The 22,813-nt window shown below is 43.9% G+C and carries 20 protein-coding genes and 1 rRNA gene; 7 read left to right on the top strand and 14 right to left on the bottom strand.

Translation table 11 applies throughout. From position 1 onward, the window contains the following. Positions 1–221: ribosomal RNA gene (locus M3152_RS15970) — 16S ribosomal RNA — on the bottom strand; the annotation flags it as partial. A 294-nt stretch (positions 222–515) separates the two neighbouring features. Next, on the bottom strand, positions 516–1,418 hold the full coding sequence (locus tag M3152_RS15975) for a DMT family transporter (RefSeq protein WP_251696659.1): 903 nt from the start codon (positions 1,416–1,418) through the stop codon (positions 516–518). Between the two features lie 117 nt (positions 1,419–1,535). On the opposite strand from M3152_RS15975, the gene M3152_RS15980 reads away from it, so the two are divergent. Further along, entirely contained in the window at positions 1,536–2,258 is a 723-nt protein-coding gene (locus M3152_RS15980; RefSeq protein WP_251696661.1) for an MgtC/SapB family protein, read from the top strand. A 15-nt stretch (positions 2,259–2,273) separates the two neighbouring features. After that, the gene (locus M3152_RS15985) at positions 2,274–3,296 is read left to right on the top strand and encodes a cation diffusion facilitator family transporter (protein WP_251696663.1); all 1,023 of its coding nucleotides are present in this window, start codon (positions 2,274–2,276) and stop codon (positions 3,294–3,296) included. Between the two features lie 26 nt (positions 3,297–3,322). On the opposite strand, the gene M3152_RS15990 is transcribed toward M3152_RS15985, so the two are convergent. Continuing rightward, positions 3,323–4,489 carry an iron-containing alcohol dehydrogenase gene (locus tag M3152_RS15990; RefSeq protein WP_251696664.1) on the bottom strand — a complete coding sequence of 389 codons (1,167 nt, stop codon included), beginning with the start codon at positions 4,487–4,489 and terminating at the stop codon, positions 3,323–3,325. Between the two features lie 103 nt (positions 4,490–4,592). Here M3152_RS15990 and M3152_RS15995 point away from each other — a divergent pair, with 103 nt between their 5' ends. Then, positions 4,593–4,829, top strand: a complete 237-nt coding sequence (locus tag M3152_RS15995; protein ID WP_251696666.1) for a DUF378 domain-containing protein — start codon at positions 4,593–4,595, stop codon at positions 4,827–4,829. 161 nt (positions 4,830–4,990) lie between these two features. On the opposite strand, the gene M3152_RS16000 is transcribed toward M3152_RS15995, so the two are convergent. The 3 genes from M3152_RS16000 to pruA all read right to left on the bottom strand — a co-directional run bounded on the left by M3152_RS16000 (position 4,991) and on the right by pruA (position 9,249). Beyond that, positions 4,991–6,235, bottom strand: coding sequence for a Glu/Leu/Phe/Val family dehydrogenase (locus tag M3152_RS16000; protein WP_251696668.1), 1,245 nt, complete (start codon positions 6,233–6,235; stop codon positions 4,991–4,993). 87 nt (positions 6,236–6,322) lie between these two features. Next, complete coding sequence (locus M3152_RS16005; RefSeq protein WP_251696670.1) at positions 6,323–7,516, bottom strand: ornithine--oxo-acid transaminase; 1,194 nt, start codon at positions 7,514–7,516, stop codon at positions 6,323–6,325. A 188-nt stretch (positions 7,517–7,704) separates the two neighbouring features. Continuing rightward, complete coding sequence (pruA, locus tag M3152_RS16010; protein ID WP_251696672.1) at positions 7,705–9,249, bottom strand: L-glutamate gamma-semialdehyde dehydrogenase; 1,545 nt, start codon at positions 9,247–9,249, stop codon at positions 7,705–7,707. A gap of 141 nt (positions 9,250–9,390) precedes the next feature. On the opposite strand from pruA, the gene M3152_RS16015 reads away from it, so the two are divergent. After that, entirely contained in the window at positions 9,391–10,704 is a 1,314-nt protein-coding gene (locus M3152_RS16015) for a sigma 54-interacting transcriptional regulator (RefSeq protein WP_251696674.1), read from the top strand. A 76-nt stretch (positions 10,705–10,780) separates the two neighbouring features. Here M3152_RS16015 and yugI read toward each other — a convergent pair whose 3' ends face one another. The 5 genes from yugI to M3152_RS16040 all read right to left on the bottom strand — a co-directional run bounded on the left by yugI (position 10,781) and on the right by M3152_RS16040 (position 16,183). Further along, positions 10,781–11,155: a S1 domain-containing post-transcriptional regulator GSP13 gene (gene yugI / locus M3152_RS16020; RefSeq protein WP_251696676.1), complete on the bottom strand. Its 375-nt coding sequence runs from the start codon at positions 11,153–11,155 to the stop codon at positions 10,781–10,783. A 123-nt stretch (positions 11,156–11,278) separates the two neighbouring features. Then, positions 11,279–12,982, bottom strand: coding sequence for a sigma factor-like helix-turn-helix DNA-binding protein (locus M3152_RS16025; RefSeq protein ID WP_251696677.1), 1,704 nt, complete (start codon positions 12,980–12,982; stop codon positions 11,279–11,281). Positions 12,983–13,083: 101 nt separating this feature from the next. Continuing rightward, entirely contained in the window at positions 13,084–15,273 is a 2,190-nt protein-coding gene (locus M3152_RS16030; protein WP_251696678.1) for a hypothetical protein, read from the bottom strand. Continuing rightward, positions 15,263–15,817, bottom strand: coding sequence for an RNA polymerase sigma factor (locus tag M3152_RS16035; protein ID WP_251696680.1), 555 nt, complete (start codon positions 15,815–15,817; stop codon positions 15,263–15,265). Before M3152_RS16035 ends, M3152_RS16030 begins: the two co-directional genes overlap by 11 nt. A gap of 105 nt (positions 15,818–15,922) precedes the next feature. Continuing rightward, a complete protein-coding gene (locus M3152_RS16040; protein WP_251629402.1) occupies positions 15,923–16,183 on the bottom strand; it encodes a DUF1871 family protein in 261 nt (86 codons plus the stop codon). Positions 16,184–16,266: 83 nt separating this feature from the next. On the opposite strand from M3152_RS16040, the gene M3152_RS16045 reads away from it, so the two are divergent. After that, on the top strand, positions 16,267–17,439 hold the full coding sequence (locus M3152_RS16045) for a MalY/PatB family protein (protein ID WP_251696682.1): 1,173 nt from the start codon (positions 16,267–16,269) through the stop codon (positions 17,437–17,439). Between the two features lie 42 nt (positions 17,440–17,481). On the opposite strand, the gene M3152_RS16050 is transcribed toward M3152_RS16045, so the two are convergent. Then, positions 17,482–17,697, bottom strand: coding sequence for a hypothetical protein (locus M3152_RS16050; RefSeq protein WP_251696684.1), 216 nt, complete (start codon positions 17,695–17,697; stop codon positions 17,482–17,484). Positions 17,698–17,720: 23 nt separating this feature from the next. Continuing rightward, entirely contained in the window at positions 17,721–18,500 is a 780-nt protein-coding gene (locus tag M3152_RS16055) for a peptidylprolyl isomerase (protein WP_251696685.1), read from the bottom strand. A gap of 217 nt (positions 18,501–18,717) precedes the next feature. On the opposite strand from M3152_RS16055, the gene M3152_RS16060 reads away from it, so the two are divergent. Further along, the gene (locus M3152_RS16060; protein WP_251696687.1) at positions 18,718–19,950 is read left to right on the top strand and encodes an MFS transporter; all 1,233 of its coding nucleotides are present in this window, start codon (positions 18,718–18,720) and stop codon (positions 19,948–19,950) included. A 60-nt stretch (positions 19,951–20,010) separates the two neighbouring features. Then, positions 20,011–21,870 (top strand): transglycosylase domain-containing protein, encoded by a 1,860-nt coding sequence (locus tag M3152_RS16065; RefSeq protein WP_251696689.1) that lies wholly within the window; start codon positions 20,011–20,013, stop codon positions 21,868–21,870. A 228-nt stretch (positions 21,871–22,098) separates the two neighbouring features. Here the strand turns inward: M3152_RS16065 and M3152_RS16070 are convergent, their stop codons facing one another. Beyond that, the gene (locus M3152_RS16070) at positions 22,099–22,659 is read right to left on the bottom strand and encodes a DUF5366 family protein (RefSeq protein WP_251696691.1); all 561 of its coding nucleotides are present in this window, start codon (positions 22,657–22,659) and stop codon (positions 22,099–22,101) included. Positions 22,660–22,813 lie beyond the last annotated feature (154 nt).

Here is a 22,813-nt window from a genome sequence, read left to right on the forward strand (position 1 = left end):
GCCGAAACCGTCTTTCAGAGTTCTTCCATGCGGAAGAACCGATTATTCGGTATTAGCCCCGGTTTCCCGGAGTTATCCCCATCTGCAGGGCAGGTTGCCCACGTGTTACTCACCCGTCCGCCGCTGATATCAGGGAGCAAGCTCCCATCAATCCGCTCGACTTGCATGTATTAGGCACGCCGCCAGCGTTCGTCCTGAGCCAGGATCAAACTCTCCATAATAGAGAAATTCGAGTAGCTCGAGTTTCTTGCTGGCATCAATTAAGATGTCAATTTGAATCCGAAGATTCGTTTGTTCTTTTCACCGACAGAGTCGGCTCCAGAACTTTATTTGTTGACGTTTTGCTGTTCAGTTTTCAAGGTTCATTGTTTCGCCGTCTTTCACAGCGACTCCTCTATCATAACACGCTGTCACTCTCGAGTCAACAACTTTTTCAAATCTTTTTTTCGAAGATGTTGTTGTCGTTGCCGTCTCTTAAGGACAAGTAATACTATACCTCATAACCAAATATAAAATCAAGCCTTTTTTATAAATAATTTATCACGAATCTTTTTCACATCGATAATAAACAACAGAATGCCAGCTATGACAACGATTCCGCCGGTTATTTGCGCTGCGGAGAGCTTCTCATGCAGAATATAGAACGCAAGAAGCGACGCGCCTACCGGTTCAAAAAGAATGGCTATTGAGATGACGTTTGTACTCACCCACTTAACTGCCCAATTGAATAACGAGTGCCCTAGCAGATTGGGTATGAGTGCGAGCATGAAGAACCAGAACCAATTTGAAGTTGAATGCGGACCGAATGACTCCCCCTTTAGTAGAACATAAAAAAAGAGTGTAACTGTACTGATTGAGTATAGAAGAAACGTATACGTAATAAGAGAAAGCCGTTTACGCACTTCTTGTCCGAAGAGCAAATACGCAGTAATAAGCGCACAGGCGGCTAAGGCAAGCATATCACCGAAAAAAGCGGTTCCGCTTAATTGGAAGTCACTCCAACTGATGATGACACTCCCGGCAATTGCAATTACTGCCGACAAGATCGTTTTAAACGACAGCTTTTCTTTAAAGAAGAAATATGTGCCGACAAATGCAAAGATCGGCTGCAACGTAACGAGTACGGTTGAGCTTGCAACAGACGTGTAATTCAACGATTCGAACCATAGAATGAAATGAAAGGCCAGAAAAACTCCGGCTACTGCCGAAAAGATCCAGTCTTTTTTCGTCAGAAGAAAAACTTCCTTCCTATACTTTGCAAGGAATAGCGGAAGCATGAGAACAACCGTGAACAACATACGATAGAAGGCTATGACGCCGGCATCAGCAGTTGCAAGTTTTACGAAGATTGCTGAGAGCGCCACGGATATGACGCCGATGATAATCGGGATATAAGGGTGAATAGTAGGTTTTTCCAAGATGCACACTTCTCTTTCAAAGGGAGTACAGGTTAGTTTGTAACCTTTTTAGGCTAAAGACAATATAAAGAGTATAGCATATCTGCGTCAAGATGATGATAGTGGGGGGAAAAGTCAATGGAATGGATCATCAATAATTCAATGTATCCGGAAGTATTGATTAAAATCGCAATTGCTCTAGGTTTAAGTTTAATTATCGGAGTAGAGAGGGAAATTAAGAAGAAGCCAATCGGTTTAAAAACGAGTGCAGTCATCTCTACCTTCAGTTGCCTATTGACGATTGTCTCAATAGAAGCAGCTTATCTAGTTCCTGCTAGGGATGATATTAACGTGACGATGGACCCCTTGCGACTTGCTGCACAAATAGTAAGCGGGATTGGATTCCTCGGTGCGGGTGCTATTTTAAGAAGAGATAACGATAACATTACGGGTCTAACGACAGCTGCAATGATCTGGGGAGCAGCAAGCATCGGAATTGCAGTCGGCGCAGGCTTTTACATCGAAGCTGCATTTGCTGTAGTGAGCATACTCTTTGTTATTGAGGTGATTGCACCTCTTCTAGCCAAGTTCGGCCCAAAAAGAATCCGATCAAAGGAGGCAGCATGCATTGTCGTCGTGTCGGATAAAAGTAAAATCGATGACCTCATCGGGATTTTGAATGCCGAGAATATGAAAGTGGAAAACCTGCGTATCCGCAAATTACACTCTGACTCTAAACCTTCAGTGCATGAAGTCGATTTTCGTCTAAACGCCCTCCCCAGAAAGGGAACTACACAATTATACACTGAACTGACCGAGCTCCCTTATATTGAATCGGTCGAAATAGAAATCTTTCCTTAATGGAGGCTTATGTATATGAGAGATATTTTACGACTACTGAAGGATGGCAATAAGCCATCACTGCTGGCAGGCACAGTCAACGCCGGTATTGCCATCCTTAAAGCAATCGCCTATATGTTAACTGGTAACGTAGCGATGTTTGCGGAAATGCTGCACTCCTTGGGAGATGCGGCAAATCAATTCTTTGTATATATCGGTTCCGCCTTGTCCAAGAAGGCGCCAACCCCGAAATTCCCGAATGGCTTCGGCAGGGTTGTCAATCTTGTCTGTTTGGGTGCCGTCATCATCGTCGGCATCATGTCGTATGAAGCAGTGAAGGAAGGTTGGCATCATATATTGAATCCGGCCGAAACAAAAGGACTCGTTATCAATTTAAGTGTCCTCGGCTTGGCCACTTTACTGGAGTTCTTCGTCCTATTGAAGGCTTCCAAGGAGATTGCGCATGAGACCGGGAATGACCTATCCGGAATGAAAGCATTCACCTTCAGCTTAACTCATTTGAATAAAGCCAAGCCCGCTACTAAATTGGTCTTCATGGAAGACATGGTTGCAACTATAGGCGGTTTATTGGCATTCATGGCGGTCTTGATTGCCCATTTCGTTGGATTCCTTCAAGCTGAAGGGATTGCATCCGTGATAATTGGAATTATGATGTTTTACGTCGTCGGAAGGGTGTTCCTAGAGAATGCCAGGGGGGCAATCGGTGAGACCGATGAAGAGATGTTGAACCATATTGCACAAATTATTGCTGAAGATCCCGATATAAAAGATATCCAAAAAGTCGAAGTAATTAAAGAAGGTGAATACCTTCATGTCGAAGTGATTGCCGAGGTGGATCCTTCACAAACTGTCGCATATATCGATGATGTAAGGGACAGGCTAATGGCTTTGGTGCTGAAGCAGAAAGGCGTTCGGGAGGCATTGATATCTTTCGATGAAGACGACGGCATCAAAACTTGGCAAGGGGTGAACGAGACAACTATGTCTGAAGAGACACGAAGGAAACTGCCGGAAATTAAAAAGCAGAGGGCGGAATGAATAATTTCCCCCTCTGCCTTCAGTCATTATAACGAAGCCACCAATATGGATCTCACTTCTTCCTCACTCAATTGCGCGTATCTGCCTAGAGGTCCATTGATTGCAGCCTTCTTCGCCATGATGTCGACCTTTGAGTCATCGATGCCGTAATACGATAAACGTTCAGGTGCACCAATAGCTGTCCAATACGCCCTCAGTTTATCAATACCCTCATTGGCAACAACCTCATCTGTTTTCCCCTCTGGATCCACTCCAAAGACGTTGACTGCCAACTTTGCATAACGAGCTGGATTCAGCTTTAGCGTATGTCTCATCCAATGTGGGAATAGAATCGCCAATCCTCCCGCGTGAGGAATATCGTAAACTGCCGACACGGCATGTTCAATATCATGCGTTCCCCAGTCACCGCCATTATTCCCCATGCCTAAAAATCCATTCAATCCCCAAGTTCCGCCTAATAGGATTGTTTCACGCAAGTCATAGTTCTGCAGATCATTAACGAGTTCTTCACCTGCTGCCATGATTGCCCGCAAAGCCCCTTCACACAATTCGTCCTGAAGCGGTGTATTCGTTGCGCTATGGAAATACTGCTCAAAAATGTGTGACATCATGTCAACAATGCCGTAAACGGTTTGGTCTTTAGGCAAGGAAAGCGTATAAGTCGGATCCAGTATAGAGAATTTCGGGAAGTTGAATGGTCCTCCCCACCCGTACTTCTCTTCTGTTTCTTCATTAGTAATAACGGAGCCAGCATTCATTTCAGAACCAGTTGCCGCCAACGTCAAAATCGTCCCAAATGGAATTGCATCTTTTGGGGAATCTTTTTTAATGACAAAATCCCACGGATCGCCATCATATTTTGCAGCTGTCGCAATTAACTTCGTACAATCAATGACAGAGCCGCCTCCGACTGCCAATATAAAATCAATATTATGCTCTTTACAAAGTGCCGCCCCTTTCCTTGCAGTGCTGACACGTGGATTCGGCTCCACGCCTGCAAGTTCAAACACTTCCTTTTGTTCTTCCTTCAGAATTTCCACCAACTCATCGTAAAGACCATTCCTTTTAATGCTCCCTCCACCATATACAATGAGAATCCTATTGCCATAAGCCGATAATTCCTGCGCAAGCTTTGTTATGGAGTTTTTACCAAAAATCAATTTAACAGGGTTTTGAAAAACAAATTCCTTCATATAGATAACCTCCTATTTCTACTGTACATTATCCAAGAATGAATTGAGCGATGCAAGTATGGAACGGTTTGGATTGGGAATCCTAGCCTTAGGAGGTGACATTTTGGTTCAAAAACTAGCGCTTGCCATTACTATTATAGGTGCATTGAATTGGGGAGTCGTCGGTCTGTTCAGCTTTGATGTCGTTGCCCAACTTGCCGACGGTCACGCCCAACCGTTCGCCCGATTCTTTTATATTATCGTAGGGATTTCCGGACTCATTTCGTTAGGGTTGCTTTTTGATGCGATGCGAGAGAATGAGGTGGAACACGTCGCTGTAGCGGAGCCTGAAGAAATATAAAAAAGCATCTCCCGTTAACCAGGAGATGCTTTCTTATTGTTATCGTCCAGCTCCGGGTGGCAGCTGCTCGGGTCATAAGTCAGCTCTGCTGTACGGCAAAGTGCGCCGTTTCGCATATCTGTCTTATGCCTGTCGCAGCTGACCGCCACCCTACGCTTTTGTTAAGCCCAGCCGCGGAATCTTGATGCTTCCGCAGTTTTGCGGATTCCGATCATATATGCAGCTAGACGCATGTCTATATTTCTTGTTGACGCAACATTATATACGTTTTCGAACGCGTCAACCATTTTCTTCGTCATTTTTTCGCGAACTTCTTCTTCTGTCCAGTAATAACCCATATTGTTCTGAACCCATTCGAAGTAGGAAACTGTTACGCCGCCAGCACTTGCTAGAACGTCAGGCACAAGGAGGATTCCTCGATCTGTAAGAATTTTCGTAGCTTCAGATGTCGTTGGACCATTTGCAGCTTCAACAACGATTGTCGCCTTAATATCATGAGCGTTCTTTTCAGTAATTTGATTTTCAATAGCTGCTGGAACGAGGATATCACAATCCAATTCCAATAGTTCACTATTCGTGATCGTGTTATCGAAAAGTGTTGTAACCGTTCCGAAGCTATCCCGACGATCCAATAGATAGTCGATGTCCAATCCGTCCGGATCATGAAGTGCGCCATAAGCATCGGAAATCCCGATTACTTTTGCACCTGCATCATGAAGGAATTTGGATAGGAAGCTTCCTGCGTTTCCGAATCCTTGGATGACAATCCGTGCACCTTTCATATCGATTCCACGCTTTTTCGCCGCTTCATTAATAATGATCGTTACACCTTCAGCAGTTGCACGGTCACGTCCTTGAGAACCTCCAAGAACAATCGGTTTACCTGTAATGAAACCAGGAGAGTTGAATTCATCAATTCTACTATATTCATCCATCATCCAAGCCATGATTTGAGCATTCGTGAAAACGTCCGGTGCTGGAATATCCTTAGTCGGTCCCATTACCTGGCTCAATGCTCGTACATACCCACGGCTCAAACGTTCTAGTTCACCCATGGACATTTCTCTCGGGTCGCAGATGATTCCGCCTTTACCGCCGCCATATGGCAAATCGACAATTCCCGCTTTCAATGTCATCCACATTGACAACGCGCGTACTTCATCAGCAGTAACCGCTGGATGGAAACGGACGCCGCCTTTCGTTGGACCGACCGCATCGTTATGTTGACCGCGGAAACCAGTGAATACTTTCACTTTCCCGTCATCCATGCGGACAGGGATTCTAACTTCCACCATACGGATTGGTTCTTTCAGAAGATCGTACATTCCTTCATCATAGCCTAGTTTATCAAGTGCTTCCTTAATGACAACTTGTGTAGACGTAAACAGATTCAGGTTTTCAGTCATGTAAAAGTTCGCCTCTTTGATTTCATAATGTATTTTTCTACCGCACATATTGTACCATACACCGGGAGAATTTTGGGTACTATTTATTTAACTTGCAAAAACTTTATTAATTTTATCCAATGCCCAGTCAAGTTCTTCTGTTGATATGATTAAAGGCGGTGCAAAACGGATGACAGTATCGTGCGTCTCTTTGCAGAGCAACCCGAGTTCCTTCAGCTGTTCGCAATAAGGACGTGCCGCTTCTGTCAGTTCGACACCGATGAACAGACCGCGTCCTCGTACTTCCTTGATTGACGGATGGTTGATTTTCTTCAATTGTTCAATGAAGTAATTTCCTAGTTCAAGTGATTTGTCTGCAAGATTCTCATCCTGCAAAACTTCCAAAGAAGCGATTGAGACAGCACACGCCATTGGATTTCCACCGAATGTCGAGCCGTGGGAACCTGGATTGAACACTCCGAGGATATCTTTGTTCGCTGCGACGCAAGAAATCGGGAACACTCCGCCGCCTAATGCTTTCCCTAGAATATACATATCGGGTTCGAAGCCTTCCCACTCACAAGCAAACATTTTACCTGTACGGCAAAGACCTGCCTGAATTTCATCGGCAATAAATAGGACGTTTTGTTTTTTACAAAGTTCGTAAGCTGCTTTCATATAACCCGCAGGTGGAATAAGAATACCCGCTTCCCCTTGGATCGGTTCGATGATGAATGCTGCTGTATTCGGAGTGATCGCTTCTTCCAATGCTTTCAAATCACCGAAATCCACCAATTTGATGCCTGGAAGCATCGGACCGAAACCGCGCTTATATTCCGCTTCAGATGAGAGGGAGACCGCTGTCATCGTACGCCCGTGGAAATTTCCGTTGCAACCGATAATCTCAGCTTTATTCTCCTCAACGCCTTTGACGTCATATGCCCAGCGACGGGCCGCTTTAATAGCTGTTTCAACAGCCTCAGCCCCAGTATTCATCGGCAATGTCATGTCTTTCCCGGACAGTTTGCATATCAATTCATACCACGGGCCAAGTTGGTCGTTGTGGAATGCGCGTGAAGTCAACGTTACTTTATCCGCCTGATCCTTCAATGCCTGGATAATTCTCGGGTGGCGGTGTCCTTGGTTCACTGCCGAATACGCGGAAAGCATATCCATGTATTTATTCCCCTCTGGATCCTTAACCCAAACACCTTCCGCTTCAGAAATGACAATTGGCAGTGGATGGTAATTGTTCGCCCCGTATTTATTCGTTTGTGAAATGATCTTTTCAGAAACCGACATGTATTTCCCCTCCCCATTTGTATGTATAGCTGGAAGCAGTTCAGGGAACTGCTTCCTATTTAATTATAGTGTTATCCAGCTTCGGGCCCCAGATGCTCGGGGTCATAAGGCAAAGCTGCTATGTGGCAAAAAACGCCACTTCACATCTTCGCCTTATGCCTGTCGCATCTAGGCAGGCGCCCTACGCTTTAAAGAGTTTCCGATGTTGTCTTACCTTGCATGTGTAATTGCAAGTAGTCTGGGCCGCCCGCTTTGGAGTCGGTACCGGACATATTGAATCCGCCGAATGGCTGATAGCCGACGATAGCGCCTGTGCAACCGCGGTTGAAGTACAGGTTTCCTACGTGGAAATCTTGACGCGCCTGTTCGATATGCTCACGGTTGTTCGTGATGACTGCGCCAGTCAGGCCGTAGTCCGTATTGTTCGCGATTTCAATTGCTTCGTCGAAGCTTTTCGCTTTAGTAATTGCAACGACAGGTCCGAAAATCTCTTCTTGCATAATGCGCGCTTTTGGATCGACATCTGCAAATACAGTCGGTGCGACGAAGAAGCCTTTCGAGCTGTCCCCTTCTCCACCTGCAACGAGGCGTCCTTCTTCTTTTCCGATTTCAATGTAGCTCATGATTTTATCGAATGAAGCCTGGTCGATAACCGGTCCAGCGAAGTTCGATTGTTTCGTAGGATCACCGTACGTCAATTCTTTCGTTAATTCTTCAACGCGTGCCACGACTTGATCGTAAACTTCTTCATGGATGACTGCACGTGAACATGCAGAACATTTCTGTCCGCTGAATCCGAATGCTGACTTGACGATCGATTGAGCCGCCAATTCAAGATCTGCATTGTTGTCTACAACGATTGTGTCTTTACCGCCCATTTCAGCGATTACACGTTTCAACCAGATTTGGCCTTCGTTCACTTTTGCAGCACGCTCGTAAATACGTGTACCAATTTCGCGTGAACCTGTGAAGGAGACAAAACGTGTTCTTGGGTGGTCAACGAGGTAGTCTCCAACTTCTGCGCCTGAACCTGGGATGTAGTTGACAACTCCAGCAGGCATTCCCGCTTCTTCGAGCACTTCCATGAATTTATATGCAACGACAGTTGTTGTGGATGCAGGTTTCAATAGGACCGTGTTTCCTGTAACCAATGCAGCTACAGTCGTGCCCGCCATAATCGCCAATGCAAAGTTCCAAGGCGAGATGACTACGCCTACTCCGAGAGGAATATAATCGAATCGGTTGAATTCGCCAGGACGGCTTTCAACTGGCATGCCATTTTTCAATGTAAGCATTTGACGCCCGTAGTATTCCAAGAAGTCGATCGCTTCAGCAGTATCTGCATCCGCCTCGTTCCATGGCTTACCCGCTTCCTTTGTCAAAAGCGCTGAAAACTCATGTTTACGGCGACGAATAATCGCCGCAGCTTTGAACAATACATCCGCACGGAATTCCGGCTTCACTTTGCTCCAAGTTTTGAACGTTTCGTCAGCAACGTTCATCGCTTTTTCAGCAAGATCTCGGCTCGCCTTTGAAACACGTCCGATCACTTCTTCTTTATTTGCAGGGTTCATCGAAACGAGTTTGTCTTCCGTCATAATGCGTTCGCCGCCGATGATTAACGGGTAGTCTTGCCCTAGATAGCCTTCGACGGTTTTCAAAGCTTCCTCATATGCTTTTTTGTTTTCAGCTAGTGTAAAGTCTGTGAATGGTTCGTGTTTGTATGGGATCATGTTACTCCTCCTCAGTTAGTTAGCCGCAAAATATATTTGCATTTAATCGATAGTTCCATATATAATAATGCAAGAGATTGTTGCATAATTCAAGTGTTTTTGTTTATTTTGCAAAAAAACGTAAACGGACGGTGTTGATTCGTGAATAAAATCGAAAAGAACCTTTTTCCCTTATATGAATTCGCAGTGAATCGGGCCGGTGTCGGTATCCATGCAGTGGATCGTTCCGGCAGAACCGTTATCTATAACGATAAGATGAAAGCGATTGAAGGGTTGGAGCTTGAAGAAGTCGGCGACCGCTCCATCTTGGAATTATTCAATTTTGATCAGGAAGAAAGTACATTATTGAAGGTACTTCAAAGCGGCATGGACAAATTGAATGTAAAGCAGACGTATTGGAATCGGAAAGGACACGAAATTACGACAATCAACGATACATATCCGGTGTTCCATGATGGTGGGCTCGTTGGCGCAGTGGAGATTGCAAGGGACGTCACTGCACTTGAGAGGTTCGTCCTTCACCCAATGCGGAAAAACAGTGATCCTGTCACATTTAATCAGATCGTCGCCGCTTCGGACGAAATGAAGACGGTCGTATCGACAGCACGCAAAGCATCGGGGACAAAATTGCCCGTGCTCCTCATCGGCGAGTCAGGTACCGGGAAAGATTTACTAGCTGAAAGCATTCATTACGAAGCGTCACCTGCCAATGGACGCTTTCTTACGCTTCATTGTCACCAATCTGACGCCGAACTGATCAATCGGCTCGACGATGACTTGACTATATCGGAACCGTTCACGTTATTCTGTGAGCGCATCGATTTATTATCCATTTCTCTTCAGCAGAAACTCTTTACATTCTTAAAAAATTCAACTCAAAACGACCGCCAATTTATCGCAAGCATCGGCGACGACCCTGTCGAATTGATTGCAAAAGGAAGCCTATTGAAGGATCTCTATTACTTCTTCGCTTCTTTTACAATACGGATTTCCCCGTTACGGAAACGAAAAGAAGATATCGTACCGTTTGTCACTACCTATTTTGCGAGACGGAGGGAAAGGTTCGGGAATTCCCTCGTCGGAATCACGAAGGAAGTGGAAGAACTATTCCTTCGCTATGATTGGCCAGGGAATATGCGGGAGCTTGAATTTCTTCTTGATGAAATATCTTCCCTCGCCACTACAGAGACGGTGGTCACGTATGAGATGCTTCCTCTTCATTTCCGCTTAAAAATCGATGGCATGGGAGATACTCCTACACAGGCTGTCAATTTCATCGTGAATCCCGAAAAGGAACTTATGCCACTCGATCGCTATTTAAAGGAAGCGGAAGAATATTATTTACAGAAGGCCATGAAGCTTCACGACGACAATATAACAAAAACGGCAAATGCACTTGGCATGAGCAGGCAGAACCTTCAATATCGATTGAGGAAACTAAAAAACGGGAGATAGGCTCAAAATGCCATCTCCCGTTTTCGTTTTTAGTTTGTTGTACCGTCTAGACTCCGGATGGCTGGATGCCTTTTGTTTAATACCCCGAACGGTCTATCCAGTCTTTCAATTTGTCTTTTAATGAATTGAAGCCTTCTGCATCCTGCTCTTTCACTTTATCTTGCAGCGATTTGCGAGGTCGGCCTGTTTTTTGGTGGTTGATTGGCGCCTCTTGGAGTGCGCGGATGGAAAGGCTGATTTTTCCTGCGTTACGATCGACTTCCAACACTTTCACTTCCACTTCATCGCCTACAGCTAGATAGTCATTGATATCTCTGACAAACCCATATGTGATTTCTGAAATATGGACGAGACCTTGCGTCTCTTCATCAAGTGCGACAAACGCTCCATATGGCTGGATGCCTGTCACCTTGCCAGTCAACTCTTCCCCCACTTCATATTTTTTACTCATGTGAAACAGCTCCCAATCTTTTTGGTATCGAATCTGCCTATACGGCCATCCGCAATTATACCATAGTGAGCCCTTTCCAATCAAAAGATTTGACGGGTAAATTGTAAAGATTCAATCATTTTCTCATTTCTTCATCTCCCTTATGAATTGCTTCAATTCTCCTTCGATGAAGAAATACTCTAGACTATCGAGATAAGGTGATGTAGTCCAGCCTGAGTCCTCCATTTCTACTATAACTTCCCTCATTATGTGACCTGAAGGTGAATTTTTCCCATTGAAGGCAATGCGCGTCCACGCCTCTTTATATTCCTCTTTGATAGTTCCAGTAGAATCACGGATCTCCAGTTGACCAACCATTCCTGTCACTGAATACAACATCCAAGTGTAGGAGTTAAATATACTTGAATAGAGCTCCTGGTGTCCTTCAGCCCTTAATGCCGCCTTCTCAGTTTGCAATAGAAGGTCAACCTGCTCCTCAATTGGACTGAGATGGAAGTCAACTAAAGATCCCGTCAAATAGGATATATAAATATCCATAGTAGAATGCAGGTTTTCACGTAGGACAACAGTCAGTTCGGGTTGTCCGAATTCAGGATACACATAATTATCATAGGGTACACTCTTTAGTGAATATCCTTGCTCCATCATTCCATCAATCGCTTGCCGGAACTCCTGAGGGTACTTCGATTTGTTCTTGGTAAAAGACTCATAATCAAAACCTCCCTCCCCATTCCACTCGGCACCCTGTATTACTTTTTCATTCTCATAGAGTACATTCGTATAAGATTGGTAAAGCCTAGTAACCTTCCCAAAGTACTCATTCATGAACTCCATACTTTTCTCTTCATCATCCACTAAAGGCTTTTTTAATAGGTTATTCACCATTTCGGAAGGTACTTCCAACTCTTTAACAATCAAGCCATACTCTTCATCAGCTTTTTTCTTGTCAATCCTTCCACTTCTATTCACTTGCCCCTCTAGGCGGTTAATGAATACATCGAACTTCCTAATTGTTTCTTCTCCATACCATTCCGTGTAAAGGTTCTCTTTCTTATCTTTAATGGAAATACCGGCCAGATATGAATTACGCTCCAATTCTTTCTGGAATGAAGCTCCGGCCTTCTCAATGAATTTTTCAGCAGATTTCTTTTGATAGGCCTCACTATTTGTATAAGTGATAAATAACAACAAGACCAACAGGATGCTCGCACCCATTCCCCAAAACAAGTACGGCCTCTTTCTTATAATGGTTTCACTCTTCTTTTCACTCAATGGCGATTCCTCTACTAACGCGTGAAATATATTCGTTTCATTATAGGATCGTGGAAATCTTTCATAGGATCTATTCAAAAACTCCAGTTTTTTATCCAAGTTAGGCTCTTCTAATATCGCAATGGCTTCGGCAACACCCTGTTCGGCTAGCTGCACTGTCATTCCTGTTATTTCCGCAATTTCTTTACTTGATTTATTATAGAAGCGATTGAGAATGAAAGGTACCCGGCATTTCTCTGGCAATGCAACTAGCCTGCGGTGCAGTTCGTCATCCTCTTCAAATAGGAATAAACCATCTGATAAGTCTGCCGGTTGCATGCCATCCAACATTTTCAACGTACTTTTTAAAAGCGAACTTTCTTTTAAATCATCCTCTGTTAACTCGATACTACTTTCAAATCTATTTCTAAATACAGTTTCCGCCACTGTTGCAGACTGTTCTAATGAGACTCCATATTGTATGGCAAATCGCTCAATCTTCCAGATATGCATGCCCAGCCATTCCTTGAAAGCTTCCTGATCCCCTTGAAGGATTCTTTTCTCTACATCTTCCAATCTAATCCCCCCCGTCGCAAAACTACACCTACTTCAACTATACCAAATAGACAGAAAAAAGACTGCCATATTTCGGCAGTCTTTCGTCTTTTAAACTATTGTTAATGCTCTAATGGGTTGAATTTCACTCGCCATCCATCTTCCGTCCAAACCATATGGAATTTCCTTTCGGATGGCAGATCAGGAAACAGTTCTGTGTCGACAGTAAGCGTTGCGATGCCAGGCCAGTTTCCGCCCTCGTCTTGTTCCAGACCTTGGAAGGAGGCTTTCCTATACATCTTGTCGTCGTAAGGCAGGAAATACTTCTCGGGATTCTCCAAATAGGTTTCTTTATCAACAACTTCCGAGTCAACTCCTTGATAGAATAGCTCATACTGCTTTTCATAGAAACCATTATTACCTGCATAGAAATACAAACCAAGGACATCCAAAGGCTGACTCCATCTCAAATAGTTATCAACATTGTCGGTGCCAATTAATAATTCATAGTTAAAAGCACTCATATCCATGACTTCAGTTTGGAAATCCCTTTCCGGGCTCATATCGTACATAGGCAATCTATCCATCCATAGCGTCCCCAGTTCCCAAATTCCTTCTTCACTATAAACCATCGATACTGCACGATCGACCCCAGTAAATTCAAGAGTTGTGTGGAACGACATATCATGGCGGTAAGCCTTGTCTTTGTAAAATTTAACCTCCGTTGCATTGCGGAGGAACGGAAGCCCTTTGCGCCAATTATCAACGTAATAATCTACGGTATAATCAATTCCGGATTCGTTGTGCTTCAACGTGTTTTCATTGAACAAATAATACATTGTTCGAGGGTCATCCATTTCATTGGCGTAATCGAATACTCCGAGAACGTGAACAGGCGAGACGCCTTTCAAAATGGACTTGGAGTATGTCTTTTTGAAATCGGTATATATAGCTTGAACTTCCTTTTCGAATGAATCATTCGGTAGCTGAATGGTAACATCCTGAAAATCAGGTCGTTCTCCATACATATATTCCTCAAGTACTCCTTCTCGGTACAGGACAAGCGCTTCCTCCAAATCATAATAGGTTAGCGCTTCCCAACTCGCTGATTTTCGCCAGCCCGAAGCCTCCATCTCTTTGATAATCGGATCCAGGATGTAGCGCAATGGCGTTGCTTGACCACCGCCCGCCATATTTTTCCACGCCTCTTGGTATTCGGGAAGCAATACACCATCCGCGTCAACTATTTTCGTGTGTTCACTGCCTTTCATAATTTCATTGAACAATGTAATGTAATAAGATTTTATGACTGGATATAAACTTGAATTCTGTTCACCTTCTAGGAGAGTATACTCCATACCTGTAACGATCGAGCTCGTTTCGAGCACAGGGTATTCAAGAATTGGTCCAAACATGTATGGTTCTTGTGAAATCATCGTGGTGTATGCACTCGTATTAGGATGCAACCGTGAATTTAAGTCTTTATAAATAAAATGGTTGAAATATCTTGTCTTTATTTCCCCTGAATATTTCTCGGAATACAGTCGGATTGAGTGTTCACGCATTGTCCCGATTATATTCTGTAGCTGCTCCGGGAAACCTTTGGTACTCAGCATCATGATTTCGGCCTTATCGACAGAATGATCCACTTCATATGCGGCTACAGCCTCTTTGTTCTCTTTTATTATTTGGTTGTAAATTTCAATGAGCATCTGGATCTTTTCGCGGTAATCTGCTAAAAAACGAATGCTGCCTTTTTCATCTTCCGCAAGATTATGTTGTTTTAAGTCCACAAGCATTTCGGACGGAAGCTTCAATTCTTCTATTGCTTGAATATAAATCTCCTGTAGGTCAGTTTGGTCTTTTCCATTCCTCACCATTTCCAAGAAACTTTTATTCTTCAATAAATTCATCGTTGAATCTGCACGACTCGCGTAATGTTTAAAATAGACTTCATCCAACTTCAGCATTTCACGGCGTTTTTCCCGTTCTTCCTCATATTGCTTAAATAGATCCTCAATTACTTGATCAGTCAACGTAGTTTCGATAGTTCCCTCTTCGGATTTCTGCTTCTGTTCAATAATATATCCGGTTCCAATAAACCCGATAATAAAAATGCTCGCTATACTCATCGCCCAAACTGTGATTTGCTGCCTCACTCCATGTTTGGTCGGCTTTTTCTGTTCATTCTTACGGGAGATGCTTTCCTCATCAATCTTCCGAAATACTTCTTCCGGATCAAATGAGGTGGGAACACGTTCATACGACTTTTTCAAAAACTCCATCCGTTTCTCAAAATTGTCATTGGCCATGTGTTACCCCTCCCTTCATGTCCATCACTTTTTTCAAGCTGTCTTTTGCCCTGAAAATACGGGTTTTCACTGTTGCCAATGTAATATTCATGACATCCGCAATTTGGTGATACGTTAAGTCTTGAAAATAAAACAAGATAAGTGGGATCCTATATTTTTCATCCAGTAGCTGAATTGATTCATGCAATTCACGGTCTTCTTCAAAAAGGAGAACTTGGAATTCGGTCGATTGTTGTGATGATGCTTGACCGGCATTTTTCATCCGCTCTTCTTTCGCTGTCTCTCTACCCTCTTTCCGGTAGTAATCACGTGCTGTATTTAACGTAATTTTATATAACCAGGTCGTGAACCTCTGCTGATTGAATTGCGGCAGGAACCTGTACAGCTTGATAAATACTTCCTGTGTCACATCCGGTATATCATCAAGGCGAACGCCGCATTGATACGAAAACCTCTCGACAGTTCTATAGTGCAGATCCATCAATTGCGCAAACGCCTCCCTTTCCCCGTTTTGCGCACGTAGAATCAAATCGGTCTCTTCCATACTGTCCCCTCACTCCCTATCCCCTCTGATGATGATACGAAAGGAATTCCTTAAATGTTTCAAATAAAAAAACCGCATCTACATTTTCGTAGATGCGGAATAATTTTAGACTATACATTTTGCTTCGTATTTTATCGCCACTAACTTATAAGCTATTTGCATGCATTTCTCTATCGGAATCCATAGTTCATAAGAATGTTCATAGATCTCACGGATCCGTTTTGCAAGATCGGTCGGATGATCAAGAACTTGAAGCTCTGCAACAACATCGGCAATTTCTAGTTCATATGCTTTTCTGCCGACATTAAAAGGATCCCATTCTTCGAGCAGCAAGATTGCTTTTTTATTCATTTCGATTGTTTGCACGATAAGTCACCTTATTTTTTTCTTTTCTTGCATTTATGATAGCATAGTAATGGAAAAGAAAAAAGGAAATGAGGGATATTAGCATGAATGAATTCGAACTAGTTATTGATCGAAAAAATACCCGTTCTGTGAAATGGGGCAATATGGAAGCCATTTACGGCTTGGAAGACGCTTCTGAAGTCTTGCCGATGTGGATTGCTGATATGGATTTCAAGGCACCTCAACCAATCCTTGCAGCCATGCAGGAACGCCTGGATCATGGTGTTTTCGGATATTCATATATATGTGCAAAGTGTAAAGACTCCGTCCGGACTTGGCTTTCATCACGCCATGGATGGGAAACTGAAAATGATTGGATGCTCTTCCATCATGGCGTCGTTCCTGCAATCGCTACGGTTGTGGAGACGTTCACGAGTGCCGGAGATAATATCTTAATTACATCGCCTGTGTATCCGCCGTTCTTCAATGTACCAGGGCATCAGAAGCGGAATATTGTTGAGTGCAGACTACGCGAAGAGAACGGCAACTACTCGATCGACTTCGATGCTTTTGAAAAAAGCTTGCAGCAAGGTGTTAAGCTATTCATCTTATGCCATCCGCACAACCCAGGGGGCGTTGTTTGGACAGAAGAGGAATTGCGGAATATCCTTCGCCTTTGTAAACAATATGATGTGTTGATCCTATCCGATGAAATCCATGCAGACCTTGTCCTTCCTGGATCCAAGCATATTCCTTTAGCTGTGTTAGCAGAAGAAGAAGGCGGACGCGTCATCACTTGTGTCGCACCTACAAAAACATTCAACTTGGCGGGTGTACAGGCTGCAGTCATGATTACAAAAGAGGACGACCTTCGGGAAGCATTGCAGCAAAGTGCGTTGGCTCACGGTCAAATGGAATTGAATGCATTTGCCGCTTCAGCCCTAATTTCCGCATACACGGAATGTGAAGAATGGCTGGAAAACTTGCTCGAGACTATTTCATCCAATATGGACTATGTCATCAGTACAGTAACGGAGGCCGTTCCTGGAATCCAGATTCAAAAACCGCAAGCGACGTACTTATTGTGGATTGATTACCGAGGAACCGGACTTTCTGAAGAAGAGATGATGGACAGGCTTTTGAATAAAGGAAAACTTGCGCTCGAGCCAGGATCGAAGTATGGCGAAGCAGGCCATGGATTCCTTCGCATGAACGTTGCTGCTCCCCGGTTGATTGTTGAAGATGGAGTGGCAAGATTTATTAAAGCTATGCAATAAATAATAAAAATGCATGATCCATAAAATCGGATCATGCATTTTTTATTGAAGTTCTTGCTTTTCTCTCGCTTCGCGGCGTTCGCGCAAGATTCGTTCTTCCAGTTCACGTGTTTCCTCTTCCTGTTTTTTCGAGTTCCGCCTGATCCACATAAACGTGATCACAAGAAGAATCATGAAAAAGAAAAAGGAAATCGCTGCTGGAATATATTCTGATTTATCTTCTGGAAAGTAAAGGAACGGCATAAGGAAAACGTTCATTTACGTACACTTCCTAACCTGTCTTATTTCTGGATGATTTCGATTGACTCGATTGAAATTTCTTCAACCGGCTTGTCTGCTCTTCCTGTCTTAGCAGCTGCAATTTTATCCACAATGTCCATTCCTTCGATTACTTGACCGAAAACGGTATGCTTCTGATCAAGGTGAGGAGTTCCGCCATTCTCTTCATACGCTTTGGCGATTTCTTCTGGCCAGCCACCTTGAGTAAGTTGTGCTGCTGTTCCTGGTGGAGTTGAAGCTTGCACGATGAAAAATTGGCTGCCGTTCGTGTTCGGGCCAGCATTCGCCATCGACAATGCCCCTCTTAAATTGAATAGATCCATCGTGAATTCATCCTCGAATGAATCACCGTAGATGCTTTCCCCGCCCATACCTGTACCTGTCGGGTCGCCGCCTTGGATCATGAAATCTTTAATGACACGGTGGAAAATGATTCCGTCATAGTAACCGTTCTCTGCATGTGTCAAAAAGTTCTCGACTGTTTTTGGCGCTTGTTCTGGAAATAGTTTAATTTTAATTGGACCCATTGTCGTATTCATGACGACAAGAGCTTCGTTCGCTGCAACTTCATTCGATAATTGTGGATACATAGTAGTGGCCTCCTCATTGGTCGCTTCATCTGATGATTTGTCATCAGATTGCTGGTCTTGCTCTTCGTCTTCATTTTGCGTAGTCGCCGATCCATTTGTTGCTTTTTCTTGCTCTTTTTGATCACCTTGACCACAAGCGGCAAGAAGCAATAGTAGAAAGACCGACAGCAAAGATAGCGACATCTTTTTCATAATCATTCACCCTGAAACAGTTTACCATAACCTTCTTTTATTTTCGATTGATAAGCACGAAATTTCCTTCGGACTCCGAAATGTCCTATAATGAATGAAACATACATACGTTTACTGGCATCAAGCAAAGGGAATCCCTACTCTGATAACGTTTGCCAATCAATGCGTCGCCGAGGTGCATGAAAGTCGGCGTATCAAATGAAAGCGGGTCACTTACATGAATGTACAAAAACGGAATTTCATCATCATCTGGGTCGCAAACTTCCTCGTTGCCGGTACGATGACGATGATCATGCCTTTCCTATCTTTATACATAGAAACATTCGGAAATCATTCAGATGCGTACGTCCAAAAATGGGCGGGATTGATTTTCGGGGCGACGTTCATAACAGCATTAATCATGTCACCGATTTGGGGACGGATTGCCGATAAATACGGATTTAAACCGATATTGATTATTAATGGCTTCGGAATTGCAATATCTGTCTTTATGATGGGATTCGTCAATTCTGTCGAAACATTCTTCATCCTGCGGTTATTCAACGGGGTCGTCACCGGCTTCATACCGACATCACTCGCGTTTGTTTCATCCCAGACGGCAAGGGAAGAAGCCGGTAAAAAGCTAGGGACGTTGCAAATGGGAAGTGTGACGGGGACTCTTTTTGGACCCGTGTTAGGCGGATTAATGGCAGATGCATTCGGATTCCAATATACATTCATCATCACTTCGCTTTCAGTCGTTGTGGCGGCACTGATTGTTTTGTTTGGCATTAAGGAACAAAAGAAAGTGAAAAATGAAAAGGCGATAAACTACTCAAGGAAGACGATACTTGGCGGTTTGCTTCATCACCGATTAATGCTGAATGTCATGATCGTAACCGCGTTGATCCAAATCGGGAACTTCAGCATCCAGCCGCTTCTATCGCTTTACGTGGCCAGTCTAACGGATTCACAAAATGTAGCATTTCTGGCGGGTCTGACGTTTAGTGCCGCAGGGGTCGGCAATCTTCTTTTCGCCCGGAAATGGGGGAAAATGGGGGATGACATCGGATATGAGAAAGTGCTCGGTGCTCTGCTTCTTCTATCCTTTATCTTCATCATTCCGCAGGCATTTGTCACGTCCATCTGGCAGTTGATGATTTGCCGACTTCTGTTCGGGATTGCCATCGGCGGGATGATCCCTATCACGACTGCCCTCGTCAGGAGGGAAGCTCCGGTGAATATCCAAGGGGAAGTGATGGGTTATAATACGAGCTTCCGTTTCCTCGGCAATATTATTGGACCGATGTTCGGCGGGATTGTCAGTGGGTTCATCGGCATTTCGTCCGTGTTCATTTTGACGGGAGTCCTTTTCCTAATAGGATTTGGTTTCCTCTATTATGCAAAAAGAAAGCCCGTACAGGACTTTGAAGACTTCCTAGCGGAGGAGAACAGACAAACGAATATGTGAATTTAGCACATTTCCAAATCGGAAATGTGCTATTATTTTTTAATAGGAAGGGGGGCTATTGTGAAAAGACTCACGAGCTTTTTATTAATACTAATGATGATTCCCCTGCTCTATTTCATTCAGCAAGGCGTTGCCAGAGAATGGTCGGAAGCGCAGGTCTTGAAAAATACAATTGGCGAAACGATTGAACTTACCGAACCAGCCATCAGTATTCCAATATCAATGACAGATCGGAACGGCAAGATTTTTGCCGAGGAGTATGTGGAATGGAGACAGCCACTCCCGTTGGATTCCATTCCCGATTTTATTCAGCAACTATTCCTAATTAGTGAGGACCAAGGATTTTTTGAACATAAAGGGTATGATGTCGCAGCTATCGTTCGGGCATTCGCCATCAATGCGAGAAGTGAAGACATGAGCCAGGGAGCCTCGACAATTACGCAGCAAGTTGTCAGAATGCGGTTCCTGACGACAGAAAAGACATATGAACGTAAATTCAAAGAGTTGCTTTACGCGGCTGAACTTGAAAAACAGTCGTCAAAAGATGACATCCTCGGTATGTATTTGAACGAAATGTTTTTCGGCAATCAAGTATATGGAATCGGAGCAGCCGCCACTTATTATTTCAATCGTCCGCTTGATCAGCTAAGTCCTGCGGAGATGGCATTCATTGCTGCAATCCCGAACAATCCTTCCAAATACAATCCACTGCGTCATTTCGACCTAACAAAAAAGCGGCAAGAGCTTCTCTTATCCGTTCTATCAACGAACGGCGTCATTACGGAGCTGGAAGCCGAAACGTGGAAGCAGGAAGAGATCGTGTTGAATGTGAAAGCCAAGGCAAATAAATTCAACATGTATAGCTCATACGTATTAGCCGAGCTGGAAGAATTAATCGGTCATTCTGAAGGGTTCACGGCATCAATCGCAGCTTCAACGACACAAAGTGAAAGGCAATCGAAAATCGTAGCTTTGAAAAAACGGACTGCGGATGTAATCGCCGACGGAATCCAAATTGAAACGGCCCTGGATCCCGTAAAGCAAAAACATGATGAAACCTCCCTGTCTTCCCTCTTAAAAATGAAGGATCTACAAGCGGGTGCAGCAGTGATTGATAATACAACGAAAGAAATTGTGAGTATATACGGGGGAAAAGGTTTTCGCAAAGGGGACTTCAACAGGTCCTACCAGGCTGTCAGACAGCCCGGCTCTGCTATAAAGCCATTGCTTGTCTACGCCCCTTATCTTGAAAGCGGACCTTACAAGGAGAGTACACCAATCGACAGCAGCAATATTTGCATCGGTTCATACTGCCCCACGAATATTGGCGGCTATACGTACGGGATGACGACCGTGAAGGAAGCATTCCGACGTAGTCATAACACAGCGGCAGTGCGTCTGTTCCGTAAAGTTGGGATTAAAGAAGCTTTTAGTCATTTAACAATCTTCGGCTTTAAAAATGTAACCGAAGAGGATTACACCTACCCCGCCGCTCTTGGCGGATTCCATAGAGGAGTGACACCTCTCGAACTCGCTTCCGCATATTCCAGTTTCGTTGATGGCATGTATTCAACTCCCCACGCAATCAGAGCTGTGAAGGACCGGGAAGGGAATGTGCTATACGACTGGAAAGACGAACCGGTGAGAGCCTGGTCCCCCTCGACCGTTGGGACAGTTCGCACTTTAATGGAAGACGTCGTATTGAACGGGACCGGAAAAGGAATCCGCTATACGACAACGTATACAGGCGCTAAAACAGGAACGACAGACCACTACAAAGACTTGTGGGTTGCTGGAATGAACGATCAGTACACAACAGCCGTATGGATCGGATACGACAAACCCGCCTCCATCCAACGTCAAAGCAACCAGAAAATACACCTGCGCGCTTTTAATGAATTATTATATATTCCAAAATGATGATGTTTGTATACAATGTTGTTACCGTTGATTGAAGCGAAAGGCGGCGAAGTGCAAAGATATGCTCTCAACGCTTCGCTTTTGTTCGCAAAAGCCGTTCTTCGTTACGGCTTTTCCTGCGGGATAAGCGTCAGCTGAAGACCCCGCAACAAAGCGAAAGCGTAGTGAGGAGGCTGAAGCGACGCCCGCGGAAAGCGTCCGCCTGTAGCTGAAATCAACATTTATAGTTTATACCACCGGAAGACTCGCAAGAACCCCGTTATAAAGCTTCAACACTATGTAAATGATACCAGTTAAAAAGATGCCCCAAACAAGAATTTCAAAAACCAACAAACCTACCATGCTCGGCATCGTCATGAACTTGCTCAACTTGAACATAGTAAAGATAAAGTAGACAAATGTCGTCAACAGGAAAACCGCCAGCAGAATCTTCACCGACTGTATCCCGCCTACCGAAGCAAGCGCACCAATAAAATAGATGAGATTACCGCTTTTCGCTTCACTATACGACTCCCCTACCGCATCAATCGAAAAGAACAACATCGCTGTTTCATGAATTGTTTCCGCAATTAGCTTCAACGCCGAAAACATCATAAAAAAAGCAAGCGAATAAATGACAAGAAGAAAAAGGCGCAGCTGTGTATCCGTCAGAAATTCCCGCATGCCTGCATAAAGACCGATCTGGCCGAAGAAAACAATCGATGCACTCACCATATAGACACCGAACGTTAAACTGAAAAGAATAATGGTCAAAAACGGCAAATAGCCATAAAGATAAGGATTTCTCAATTTGACACCCCGAACGTAAATATTTTATCTTTCCCTATAATATAGGAAGAGAAACCAATTTCGCAACGATTGTCTAATTGTTCCCTATGCAAGCCCTTGCAATTTACGTTATACTTTAAAACAATGTAAATAATAATGATTTACTCATTGGAAG

Origin of the sequence: Sporosarcina luteola (genome assembly GCF_023715245.1) — a bacterium.
GTDB classification, from domain to species: domain Bacteria; phylum Bacillota; class Bacilli; order Bacillales_A; family Planococcaceae; genus Sporosarcina; species Sporosarcina luteola_C.

Excerpts from the sequence above, each read along its gene's own strand:
- M3152_RS15980 (WP_251696661.1), top strand. The coding sequence starts at position 1,536 with ATGGAATGGATCATCAATAATTCAATGTATCCGGAAGTATTGATTAAA.
- M3152_RS15985 (WP_251696663.1), top strand. The coding sequence starts at position 2,274 with ATGAGAGATATTTTACGACTACTGAAGGATGGCAATAAGCCATCACTG.
- M3152_RS15990 (WP_251696664.1), bottom strand. The coding sequence starts at position 4,489 with ATGAAGGAATTTGTTTTTCAAAACCCTGTTAAATTGATTTTTGGTAAA.
- M3152_RS16000 (WP_251696668.1), bottom strand. The coding sequence starts at position 6,235 with ATGACTGAAAACCTGAATCTGTTTACGTCTACACAAGTTGTCATTAAG.
- M3152_RS16005 (WP_251696670.1), bottom strand. The coding sequence starts at position 7,516 with ATGTCGGTTTCTGAAAAGATCATTTCACAAACGAATAAATACGGGGCG.
- pruA (WP_251696672.1), bottom strand. The coding sequence starts at position 9,249 with ATGATCCCATACAAACACGAACCATTCACAGACTTTACACTAGCTGAA.
- yugI (WP_251696676.1), bottom strand. The coding sequence starts at position 11,155 with ATGAGTAAAAAATATGAAGTGGGGGAAGAGTTGACTGGCAAGGTGACA.
- M3152_RS16030 (WP_251696678.1), bottom strand. The coding sequence starts at position 15,273 with ATGGCCAATGACAATTTTGAGAAACGGATGGAGTTTTTGAAAAAGTCG.
- M3152_RS16035 (WP_251696680.1), bottom strand. The coding sequence starts at position 15,817 with ATGGAAGAGACCGATTTGATTCTACGTGCGCAAAACGGGGAAAGGGAG.
- M3152_RS16045 (WP_251696682.1), top strand. The coding sequence starts at position 16,267 with ATGAATGAATTCGAACTAGTTATTGATCGAAAAAATACCCGTTCTGTG.
- M3152_RS16050 (WP_251696684.1), bottom strand. The coding sequence starts at position 17,697 with ATGAACGTTTTCCTTATGCCGTTCCTTTACTTTCCAGAAGATAAATCA.
- M3152_RS16055 (WP_251696685.1), bottom strand. The coding sequence starts at position 18,500 with ATGAAAAAGATGTCGCTATCTTTGCTGTCGGTCTTTCTACTATTGCTT.
- M3152_RS16060 (WP_251696687.1), top strand. The coding sequence starts at position 18,718 with ATGAATGTACAAAAACGGAATTTCATCATCATCTGGGTCGCAAACTTC.